General features: G+C 25.3%; 10 protein-coding genes. 9 read left to right on the top strand and 1 reads right to left on the bottom strand.

Going from position 1 to position 12359, the window contains the following annotated elements; translation table 4 throughout:
• The first annotated feature begins 9 nt into the window (after positions 1-9).
• The 9 genes from ACXYRP_RS01145 to ACXYRP_RS01105 all read left to right on the top strand — a co-directional run bounded on the left by ACXYRP_RS01145 (position 10) and on the right by ACXYRP_RS01105 (position 10294).
• Complete coding sequence (locus tag ACXYRP_RS01145) at positions 10-306, top strand: hypothetical protein (RefSeq protein ID WP_458615045.1); 297 nt, start codon at positions 10-12, stop codon at positions 304-306.
• A complete protein-coding gene (locus ACXYRP_RS01140; protein WP_458615044.1) occupies positions 260-985 on the top strand; it encodes a hypothetical protein in 726 nt (241 codons plus the stop codon). Before ACXYRP_RS01145 ends, ACXYRP_RS01140 begins: the two co-directional genes overlap by 47 nt.
• A gap of 425 nt (positions 986-1410) precedes the next feature.
• On the top strand, positions 1411-1557 hold the full coding sequence (locus tag ACXYRP_RS01135) for a hypothetical protein (RefSeq protein WP_458615043.1): 147 nt from the start codon (positions 1411-1413) through the stop codon (positions 1555-1557).
• 228 nt (positions 1558-1785) lie between these two features.
• A complete protein-coding gene (locus tag ACXYRP_RS01130) occupies positions 1786-2667 on the top strand; it encodes a hypothetical protein (protein ID WP_458615042.1) in 882 nt (293 codons plus the stop codon).
• A 97-nt stretch (positions 2668-2764) separates the two neighbouring features.
• A complete protein-coding gene (locus ACXYRP_RS01125) occupies positions 2765-3940 on the top strand; it encodes an IS256 family transposase (protein ID WP_458615041.1) in 1176 nt (391 codons plus the stop codon).
• Positions 3941-4156: 216 nt separating this feature from the next.
• Positions 4157-5281, top strand: coding sequence for a S8 family serine peptidase (locus ACXYRP_RS01120; protein ID WP_458615053.1), 1125 nt, complete (start codon positions 4157-4159; stop codon positions 5279-5281).
• Positions 5265-6575: a hypothetical protein gene (locus ACXYRP_RS01115; protein WP_458615040.1), complete on the top strand. Its 1311-nt coding sequence runs from the start codon at positions 5265-5267 to the stop codon at positions 6573-6575. The genes ACXYRP_RS01120 and ACXYRP_RS01115 overlap by 17 nt, the downstream gene beginning before the upstream one ends.
• A gap of 457 nt (positions 6576-7032) precedes the next feature.
• On the top strand, positions 7033-9021 hold the full coding sequence (locus tag ACXYRP_RS01110; protein WP_458615039.1) for a S8 family serine peptidase: 1989 nt from the start codon (positions 7033-7035) through the stop codon (positions 9019-9021).
• On the top strand, positions 9005-10294 hold the full coding sequence (locus ACXYRP_RS01105) for a hypothetical protein (RefSeq protein ID WP_458597488.1): 1290 nt from the start codon (positions 9005-9007) through the stop codon (positions 10292-10294). Before ACXYRP_RS01110 ends, ACXYRP_RS01105 begins: the two co-directional genes overlap by 17 nt.
• A gap of 156 nt (positions 10295-10450) precedes the next feature.
• Here the strand turns inward: ACXYRP_RS01105 and ACXYRP_RS01100 are convergent, their stop codons facing one another.
• Positions 10451-12328 (bottom strand): ribonuclease J, encoded by a 1878-nt coding sequence (locus tag ACXYRP_RS01100; protein ID WP_458615038.1) that lies wholly within the window; start codon positions 12326-12328, stop codon positions 10451-10453.
• Between the last annotated feature and the right edge of the window lie 31 nt (positions 12329-12359).

Raw genomic sequence — 12359 nt, 5'->3', positions numbered from 1 at the left:
TAAATAATTATGAAAAAAAGTGTTAGAAAAATTTTGGTTTCAGGAGGTTCTTTATTGCCTTTAATAACAACATCGGCTGCTATTTCATGTAGTTATCGGAAAGTTAATGATGAAAAAATTAAGGTTGGTGGAACTGATAAACAAACCCCAAGTAAAAATGATAAAATTTCACCTGTTCAATCTGTATTAGATTTACAAAAGAAAATCAGAACTGAAAATAACGAATTCTTTAATAATAATCTTACAAAATATAAAGCATATGATAAAGCAAAAAAACGAAGGAAGAGATCAGTCTGATTTAGATAAAATTCTTTCTGCATCTGAAGTGAAAAGATTCGAAAGTTTAGTTCGTAATTTTTCGCAAGCAGTTAGATCACAAAGCAAAAAGAATTTTGATAATTTATCATTCTTTAATGAATATCATCCTGCAATTTATTTTCAAAAGGAAAATGAATATATATCACTTTTAAACAAAAATGAACTTAATAAAAAACACGATTTTTATCGTTTATCTACATCAAAAGATGAAGCAAGTGTTAATGAATACAAAAAATATGAAGCTATAAAAGAAAATTTTCAAAAAATTGGTACTCTTTCAAATATTGATGATATAGTTTTTAATAATTTAAATTCTTATCAAGTAGGTCGAATTAAAGAATATGCTCAATTAGTAGCAAATACAAGCTTAGAAAATTTACTGCATAATAACAATGTATATTATTATTTTACAGATAATTATGCAAGGAATATCGATGCTTATAGTTTTAATTTAGATAGTATTTTAAAGAAAGTATATCTTATTAATTGATTTATGCCTAACAGCGAAAATGTTCGTAATTCACATCGTCCAATTGCTTTGTTTATCAGTGTTCCTAAAAGCGAAAATTATCAATTGTTTGATAAAGATAATGAAATGGTTAGAAATAAAACATTTTTTGTTACCAACTGATCAAGGTATGATGAATTAACATCTGATAATTTATAGTTCATTAGCAAAAAAACCGAGAAGTAAAATTTCTTGGTTTTTTTTAATAACAAATATAAAAAATTTTGTAATTTCACTTTTTTATGTTATTATAATTATAGATAAGGTTAAAAAAGGATGAAATCTTATTAAGGTAAATAATTAAATATAATAAAACCTACCTTATCAATTTAAAATTAAAAAATGGAGTAAAATGGTTATTGAAAATAAACTGACATCAAAATTTATAAACAATTGAGATTATAAACCGAGGATATTAAAGTATCTAAATTTATATGATGTTAATAATAAATTATATTTATCAATATTTAATAAATTAATCAATGTTATAGTAAATAAGATTAAAAAAAGACTTAATAGATATAAACAAATCAACTCAATTTAAAAATTTAGTTGATGTTTTAGTATTAAAATATGTATTATAAATGAAAAAAAGCGATATATATCATTGAACCTATCCGTATCAAACCATTAAATATCAAACTAATAACAAAGAAGTTGTATTAGCAGAAATTTCAGATAGAATATTCAGTTTTAATTCAAGCAGGTTATATCTATATAATCTACATTAACTTGATGATATTAAATCAAATTTAATTTATGAAGTTATTCAAATACCAAAGGATTATAGTGTGGAATTTGAAGGTATATTAAACTTTAAAGAAACCAATGATTTTTTAGTAAAACAAAAATAATATTAAAAGAAATAATATATTAGGTGGAGTGGAATCTTGCCTTTATAAAAAATATATTAAATAAAATAGTTAAATAATGTTATCAATCAAAATAAAAGGAGTAAAATGAAAAATAGAAGAAAATTTTTATGAGCATTAGGTATAACATCGACTGTTGTCTTACCTATTGCAATCGTATCAACACCAAATACAAATAAAAACATCCAATGATATGAAAAAGCAAATGATCTAAAGATAGAAGTTAGAGATTCGTTTGGTAAAAATTATAATCTTAATTCAAGTGTTGAACAAATAAATAATGATTATGAGTTAAAAGTTTTATTAAATCATAAATATTTAACCAACTTACAAATTAAAGATGAAAAATATATAAAAGAACAAAACCAAAATTTTATTAATTATGTTAAAAAAATAGGATTAAAATTTCTGAGTTCTACTTCAAGCAGAATCTCACCGATAGTATGATTTTATTTTCAAAATGAAGATAATCGTAAAGAATTTATACATAAATTAAATAAAGATAATCAGGTTAATAGATTTATTCTTTATAAAAATGATATAACAAATATCAAAATACCTGTAAAAGAAATTTATGAATCTCCTGATAATTATTATTCATACAGAGATGATCTTTTCAGATATGAAATCAAAAATAAATATCAAATTTATAAAACAGTAAATTTTGAAAAACAAAATCAAAAAGATCTAAATAGTCATACCAGTTACAATCAAAATAATGTAGGTGTTATGGAATATAGAGGACAACTTAATTATTCGACTACATATAATTTTTTCAAAAATAATATGTACGTTTTGAATCAATATACAGAGACAAAAGAAGATGTAGATGATCACGGTATTATTGTTTCATCTATTGTAGGTGGCAAGGAAGGTTTTGATAAGAAAGCAAGTATTTATTTTACATCTTTTGATGGCAAAAATAGCGACTGACAAAAAGGGACCTTAAAAAAAGTTGTGTATTCATAACTGAGTTATTTTCACAAAAAAAGATTTTGAAAAAAAATATTAAAAAAAGAGTGAAACTCCTTTAAAATTGTAAGTGATATAAAACAAAGGAGAACACATGACAGATATTATATCAAAAAACTTATTAATTTCAGAAAAGATTAATGAAATAAAAGAAAATGGTTTTAAATTCGTAGCAGAATTTTCAAGAGATATCATTACTAATATAATGAATGCAATCTTAAAAGAAGAGTTTGATGAGAACTTAAAATTTGAATTTGAAAATTCTAAATATGAAAAGAAAAATACTCGGAATGGTTACTATACAAGAGCACTAGATACACCGATTGGAAAAGCATTATTAAATGTTCCAAGAGATAGAGCAGGAAGAATTAAAAGTAAATTATTTGCCAGATATAGCCGAAGAAGTGATGATCTTACTCAGATGATAATGTCCTTTTGCAAACTAGGTGGTTCTTATAAAGAAATCACTGATTTCATTGAGAATTCTACAGACATAAAAATGTCAAGACAAACAATTTCTAATATCTTTACTACTACAAAGGAAAAGGTAGATGAATTCCAAAATAGAAAGCTACCAAAGAAATTTCAAGCAATTTTTCTTGATTCTTCTTACTTTTCCATTAAACGAGGAAGTTATGCAAAAGAAGCTATAAATATCGTTATGGGAATTGACGAAAATGGCTATAAGCAAGTGCTAAACTTTGAAATTTGTCCAAATGAAAACAAAGGAATTTTTAGAGAATTATTACTAAAAATCAAGGAACAAGGTGTAGAAGAAGTTGAAATTTTTGTCTTTGACGGCTTACCTGGTTTAGAAAATGTTGTAAATGAAATTTTTCCAAAATCTAAGACTCAAAGATGTCTTGTACACATTCAAAGAAATATTGTGTCTAAAGTAAGGGTTTCAGATCGTAAAGAAATTTCTAATGATTTTATGTTAATTGCCAAACGAAGTAATAAAACTGAAGCACAAAAAGAACTAGAAAACTTTGTATCAAAATGAACCATAAAAGGTTACAAAAAAGAAGTCTCATATCTTTTGCAAATGCAAAATTTATTAACATTTTTTGATTTTCCACCTGAAAAGCGTAAATCTATTTATACAACAAATCCAATTGAATCCTTAAACTCGAATATGAAATTGATTTTAAAAAGAAAGGTTTCATTTCCTAATTCGGAAAGTTTATCACTGCTTTTAGCACATATTTTTGATAACTGAAATATTGACAGAAGTCTTAGAACAACAAACGGATTTAGAAATATTGGTTAAACTTCAATTTGGCATTGAAAAACCTGCAAAGTATAAAGCAAAAGAACAAAAGATTACTTTTGTTCACTTTATTTTGCGGGTTTTTCAAAAAAAATTTTTAAATTTTCTGATAAGATGCTATTATATATACAACTTACCTTTTTTATAGGATATAACTTAGATTTTTATTAAAATACACAACAATTTTTATAATGTCGACAAAAAAGACTTGAAGATTTAATTATAGATAAAGGTATTAGAGTTATTAACCATAGTTACGGAAGTGGTCTTAATTTAAGAGAAAAACTTTACGGTGAAGAAAGTTATATAGTTGATTATCTTTCTCGAAAATATGGTGTTGTAAATGTATTTTCTGCTGGAAATGGTAATGATGGCAGAGGAATGAATTGAATAAATAAATATTCATTATCTTACAATTCAATTGTTGTAGGTGCATTAAATAAGAATTTAGAAGCAAATATAAAAGACAACCGAATTGCATCATACTCGAATATATTAATTGACCCAAGTAATGGTGATGTTGCAAAACCATTTATAACTGCACCTGGAACGTTTGAATTATATGAAGAAAAAAATGGAACAAGTTTTTCTGCACCAGTTATAACTGGATTATTATCTACATTATTAAGAGAGAAAAAATTAATATTAGATAAAGATGAAACTAGAATACCTGCTTTAAAAAGTATCCTTAGTGCTTCTGCTATATCAACAAACGATCCGAAACAACTCAATAAATCTAATGGTTTTAGCAATTTATATGGATCAGGTATACCTGACTTTGAAAATATGAAAATAGCCGCAGATAATTTAAGTATATTAAAGATCAATTCATCCGATACTAATGATATTCTTAAAAGATCAAATTCGATTTATTTAAATTCAGGCCAAATATTAAAAGCATCGTTATCATGAATGTTTAATGCAGGTTTATTAAAGAATCTTGAAAATAAACCAAAATACAATTCAAATGTAAATTGATGGTGATTTTTAGGTCCAATCGGTGGTTTAATAGCTAACAAAGTAGAGTCAGATCGTGTAAAAAGAGAGACATCAGAATGAGAAAAAACCCACCACAAATCAGATTGATTAAAAACAGATGAAGTATTAAAAAAACAAAAAATGAAATTTTCAGATTATGATTTTATCTTAGAAAAGTATGAGTATAATAAAGGTTGAGTTGAAGTTGCAAGATCTGAATCTTCAACATCTAATGATGAATTAATTGAATATAAATCAGATGGTTCAGGAGAATATAGATTAGTAGTAAGGAAATATAAATCAGCTTTATTTGATAACTCAGTGGATGATATTTTAGCATATACATATGTTGTTCAAAAATAAACTATTTAAATTTATTTTCGGTACTACACCTATTATTACTATTATTGCATCTGCATGTTCAACTTCAAAACACGATAATAAAAATTCAGAAACTCAACAAACCGAACGTAACCTTGGATATTCAATAAATTTACTAAGATTAAAACAACAATCACAAGATATTAAACTAAATAATTCACAAATTTTTGACCAATTTATTCCTTACAAAAAAGATCAATGAAGTGCTGTTAATTATTTTAATCAACCACTTTTAATTAAAACAAAAGATGAGTTTATTAAGAATGTTGTAGGTAAGGTTAATGAACTTTACCAAAAATATAACTTAAATAAATCTATGAGTGATGAAGAAATAACAAAAACATTTGAAGATGATTTTTTAGATGCTAAAAACATAGATGATATATTAAAAACACAAAATATTTTAATTTATGAGCAAACCCCGTATCAAATCCCATCTTATCTAGATTATCTTGTTTATGATGCGGAAAATGATATGGGGAAAATCAAAATTTTTAAAATTCTACCTGGTTATTATTTAGATGTTAAACACCTTTATATTTATTATACAAGAAAGATATTTACAATCTTTAAGTTACCTAAAAACAAGGATTATGAAATTAAAGAATTTCCTAATGACCAAATAGATCAGTATATTAACAATTTATCTAATGAATTGCATTACAAAAAAGACGATTTTATTCTAGGGGACAAACAAATTGACATAAAGTTACTTATAAATAAAGCTCAAATTAGGCAAGATATAATATATAAACCTGTAGCATTTTTAGGTGATTTAACAAATGATATACTTGCTCTAATACCATCAACTACTGAGTATCTGAAAATAACTAATGAATCAGAATTTAACAATCAGTTTTTAGACAATATATATAATATTTCACAAAACTTACATCTTAATCTGTCTAAACAAGAAATTAAAAATATTTTTCAATCTCAATATTTAAAAGCAAAAGACCTTTCAGATATACTTACTAATAATAATTTATATATTCGTATTATAAAAGAAAAAGGTAATATATATCATTTTACTTATCCGTATCAAACAATTAAATATGATATTAATAGCAGAAATAAGGAAATGACATTAGCTAAAATATCAGAAAGAGTGTTTGAATTTAATTCAAGAAGAAGTGATGATCAAAATAAGGAAGCAAGTGATGTTAAAGTAAATCTTATTTTAGAAGTTTTTCAAGCACCAAAAGATTATAGTATTAAATTTAAAGGTGTGTTAAATTTTAAAGAAACTAATGACTTTTTGGTAAAGCAAAGATAAAATAACAAGAAAACCTTGTTATTTTAAATTTCATCATCTTCGTCATAGTCATCAGCGGAGCAAACATCAACAAAAATTTCTTATCCCAAATAATTAAGCATTTTTTGTGTTTTTTTGTTATTTTTAATGATTCCTGCTTTATTATCTCCTTTGCATTGTCTATTTTCATTTTTAGTGTTTGTGAAACTAATCCTGATTTTCTAAAACAAAACATTTTTTGTCAGCAAATGATCTAGGTATGATGAATTAACATCTGATAATTTATAGTTAAAAAGAATAAAAACAGGAAGCGAAATTTTCTTGGTTTTTTTAACGAATATAAAAAATTTTGTAATTTTACTTTTTATGCTAATATAATTATAGATAAGGTTAAAAAAGGATGAAAATCTTATATGGTATTTAATTGTTTTGTTATAAGAAAAAATGCCTTATCAATTTAAAATTAAAAAGGAGCATAATGAAACATAAAAGAAAGTTCTTATGTGTACTAGGTATAGCATCTACTGTTGTTTTTCCTATAACCATTGTATCAACACCAAGGAATGTAACTAATGTTCAATGATATGAAAATTCAACAAATCCAAAACTACAAATAAGAGAATCTTTTGCTAGAAATTATAGTATTAATTCTTCAACACCACAACCTGATAATCATTTTGAATTAAAGGTTCTATTAAATCATAATTACAAAAATCAAAATCAAATCAATGATGAAGATTTTATAAAAACAGAAAATCAAAAATTTCTTGAGCATATGAAAATGTTGAAAATAGATTTTTTAAATTCTGTTATTAGCAGAATATCACCTATTGTATGATTTTATTTCAAAAGCGAAACAGATCGCAAAGAATTTATTTCAAAAATAAAGGATAACAAACAAGTAAATAGATTTATATTGTATAAAAATAATCCAGAATCAAATATGATGCTGATGACAAAATTTAGTGAAATTGATACTAGAATATTAGGTGGTGGATCTTATTATAATCACCATAATTATGATATTAAGAATATAAATGATGTTTATAAAACCGTTAATTTTCTAAAACAAAACGAAAAAGATCTTAATAGTCATGGTGGATATAATTTAAATAAAATAGGTATTTTGGAAGCAAATAGAGCACTACAAAAATGAAAAACTAATAATTTCGACAAAAACAAAGTTGAAATACTTAACGAATATAATGTGAACAATGATCATGGTTTAATTTCGACAATAATAGCAGCAGGAAAAGAAGGTTTTGACAAAAAAGCTAGCATATATTTTTCATCATTTTATAATACAAATTCTGATTGACAAACAAGATTAGAAGAAATGGTAATTGACAAAAAAATAAAAATCATAAATCACAGTTACGGAAGTTTTAATGAAGAAAAATATAAGTATTATGATGAAGAAAGTTATATTCTTGATTATTTATCAAGAAAATATGGTGTATTGAATGTAATTTCAGCTGGAAATGGAAATGATAATCAGAAAATGATGAAGTGAATAAATCAATTTGGTTTATCATATAATTCAATAGTTGTTGGTGCACTAGATAAAAATTTAAACGATAACATAAAAGATAATAAAATAGCATCATATTCTAATGTTTTAATTGATTTGAGTCACGGTGATATAGCTAAGCCTTTTATAGCTGCACCAGGCTCATATACATTAGCTAACAGACAAACCTGACAAGGAACAAGTTTTTCATCTCCTGTTGTTGCGGGTATGCTATCAACATTATTACGAGAAAAACCTTTATTAGACAATGATTTATATAGAATACCAGCATTAAAAAGCATCCTTAGTGCATCTGCTGTTTCAACAAATGATAGTGATCAAAAAATAAAGACTAGCGGTTTTTCAAATAAATATGGAGCCGGAATTCCTGATTATGAAAATATGATAAAAGCATCAAATCATATTAATTATGCAATAGTTAAATATAATAATTCAGCTGGTGTAATAAAATCTACTAATTCTTTTTTTACTTCAAAAGGAAAAACAATAAAAGCATCTTTATCATGGATGTTTAATGCAGGTTTATTAAAAAACAAAGAAAATCAACCAGCATATAATCCTAATGTTAATTGATGATGATTTTTAGGACCTATTGGTGGAATAGTTGCTAATTCTATTGAAGTTGACAGATTAAATAAAGAAAGTGAAAAATGAAGCATTGAGCATCGTTCTAATGATTGATTAAAACATAAAGTGGTATTGAATAGACAATCAGAAAAGTTTTCTGATTATGATTTGTATTTAGAAAAATATGATAAAATTCAAGGTTGAATAACAGTAGCATCTTCTAAGTCTATTTCATCAAATGATGAATTAATAGAATATCATACAACAGAAGATGGTGAATATAGATTAGTAGTGAAGAAATGAAAATCAGCTTTGTTTGAAAATTCTGTTGATGATGTTTTAGCGTTTACATATGTCATTCAAGAGTAAATTATTAAAATCACTACTTATCTCTACACCAATATTCACTGCTATTGCAGTTTCATGTTCAAATAAAAAAGATTATTCAGAAACTGTTTCTACTGATACACCATATTTAATGGATTTGCTACGACTTAAGCAAGTTCAACAAGGAATTGTTATGAATAATTCTGAGCTTTTTGATCAATTTATAGATAAAAATAAGATTTCAACTACTCCGATTTATTTTAGCAAGCCTACATTAATTAAATCTAAATCCGAATTTAATGATACTGTTATAAATGTTATCAATCAAACATACCAAAAATTTCATATGCAAAAATTATTGTCGGACAATGATATTTTGCAAATTTTTGAAAAAGATTTTTTAAATAACCAAAGCTTAGAAAATGTATTAAATGATAATAATATCCTTATATATCAAGATGGTGATTTATTTGGCACTGAATATTTAGAATATCTAATTTTTGATCATATCAGCAGCAACAAAGTAAGTATACTAAAAACAACTACAGGTATGGATTTACCTGTTTGAACTGCTCTTTCACCTTACTTACCTATATTTACTGTGTTAAAAATACCAAAAAACAAAGATTACACAATAACTGAACTTGATAAAACACAACAAAAAGTGTTAAAAAAAAGATTGTATTATGAACTTAATTATAAATTTACAGATTTTATAGTTCGTGAATCGTTTGAAAGTTTAACAAATCTGATAAATAATATTCAGATAAAACAAAGTATAAATTCTAAAAAAATATTATTTTTAGGAGATTTAACAAATCGATCATTATCTAATATCGAGCAAACAAAGCAGCCATTGATAATTAACACAACAGAAGAATTTAATCAAAAAATTCTTCTACCACTATTAAATACAGCAAAAGAACAGTCATCTAATTTAACTCCATTAAATATAAAAAATAATTTTGAAGAATTATTTTTATCTGGGAAGAAAATAGAGAATGTTTTGAGAAAAAATAAACTCATAGTTCATATAAGTAAATCACTTGGTCAAATATTAAACTGAAATTTTCCTAATCATCTAGTGATAAATAAGGAGAAGAATAATAAAGTCCATATTTCATATGTAAGTCAACGAACCTTTAATTTCAATTTTTCAAAATATGATTTTTTTAGTATACCAAATGCTTCTGAACAAAAGGCAAGTCTAGTTTATGAAGTATTTTTTGTTCCAAAAGATAATGAAGTGCTATTTGATGGAGAAATGAATTATAAACAAGCAAATGATTTCCTAGTTTTACAAAAAAAATATTAATGTTAGAATAAATTAATCAAATATTTGATTTAAAAATTCTAAAAAATATAAAAATAAATATTGATAAACATAAAGAATTGCGAAAAAGATTAATATAATTGGTTATTAATCTTTTAGTCCAACTCCAAGATAAAATAACAAGAAAACCTTGTTATTTTAAATTTCATCATCTTCGTCATGATCATCATCTGCACAAACATCACCAAAAATTTCTTGCTTTAAATCATCAAGCATTTGTTTTTGTTTTTTGTTGTTTTTTATTATCTGTGTTTTGTTTTCGATATGGCAAAGTTGTGTATCTGATTTAGAATTAGTAAAATTAATTTTACATTCTTTTATCCTTTCATCAGCTGTTTCTTCGGTAAATATAATTGTAGGAATAATAATTGGTTTACGACGTTTTTCTTTATAAAACAAATTAGATAATCTATCGATAATAACTTTTTCTAAATCCTTGGTGGTTCAATTATTCGAGTTTTTGATTTGATGTAAGATTGCTCCGTGACTAATACGTCGAGCTTCATCTACTAATTCTTTGGATGTTTTAACAAAGAAACTTCCACGAGTGATAATATTAGGTCTACCAATAATCATATTTTTTTCTTTATCTATTAAAAATACTATATTTACAAAACCAGATTCTTTCAGCATCTCCCTTTGTTTAATAATATTTGCATTAATTGTTAATACTTTATTACCATCAATATAAACTGGTCCAAAATCAACTTTCTCATTGGTTTTATAGATATTTTGATTCAACATATGATATACATCACCTTTTTCTAAAATCAAAACATTCTTTGGATTTATACCATTTGATATGGCTGTTTTTCCATGTGCAACACACATTCGGTATTCACCATGATAAGGAAGAAAGTATTTGGGTTTAGTTAGTCTAAAAATTTTGTCATGCTCTCATTGATATGCATGACCAGACGTATGTAAATAACCATCAATACCATTTTCTTTGATTATTGCTCCTAGTTTATAAAGTCGGTTAATAAGTAATTCTACAACCATACGATTTCCAGGAATTGGACTTGAGGAAAATATAATTACATCACCTTTGGTTATTTTTATAGTAGCATGTTTACCATAACTCATCCTTGATAAAGCTGCTAATTGTTCTCCTTGTGATCCGGTGGTTAAAATTAGTAAATCCTTATTAGGTGTGCTTGCAAGTTGTTTTTTATCGATTAAAACATCATCGCTAACATTTATATAACCTAACTTGCGGCCAATTTTCACTCCTTGTATCATTGATCTTCCAAATGTAATGACCTTTCTACCTAACTTTTGAGCTAGTTCGATAATAACTTTAACTCTTGTAAGGTTTGATGCAAAAGTTGTAACAACAATTTTGTGTTTTGCATCAGTAATAATACGTTCAATGTCAGTCAAAATATCACTTTCACTTGGTGAGTGATTAGGACGCATTGCATTAGTAGAATCGGATAAAAGTGCTGTAAGTCCTTGTTTTCCGATTTCATCGAGGCGGGCAAAATCTGTGTAATTACCAATTGGAGTATAATCAAAACGAAAATCTCCAGTACACATTATTGAACCATTTGGAGTTGTAATTCTGATACCAAAAGCATCTGGAATTGAGTGTTGTGCAGTTCAAAAATCAACTTTACAATTATTATCAAAGTAATGTACATCTGATTTATTTATCTCGATAAATTCGATATTTTTATTAATTTTATGTTCATCAAATTTTAATTTTAAATATTGAATTGCAATTCTTGGGGCAAAGATTTTTTTAATATTAACTTGTTTTGCTAAATATACAACTCCACCAATATGATCTTCATGCCCATGAGTGATAAAAACACCTTCAATTATTTTATTAGATTGCTTTAAATATTCATATCTAGGTACAATCCCTTTGATACCAGTATTATAAGTATCAGCGAATTTAATTCCTGAATCAATGATAAAAATCTGATTTAAATGTTCTATTATAAGGGTAGATTTACCTATTTCAAGTAAACCACCTAAACCTAAAATTTTAGTAGGAATAGTATTGTTCATTTATGCTCCTGCATTAATTTGATAAGTTATT

The organism is Mycoplasma sp. 5912, from assembly GCF_054353835.1.
This window is presented reverse-complemented; position numbering and strand designations above follow the sequence as displayed.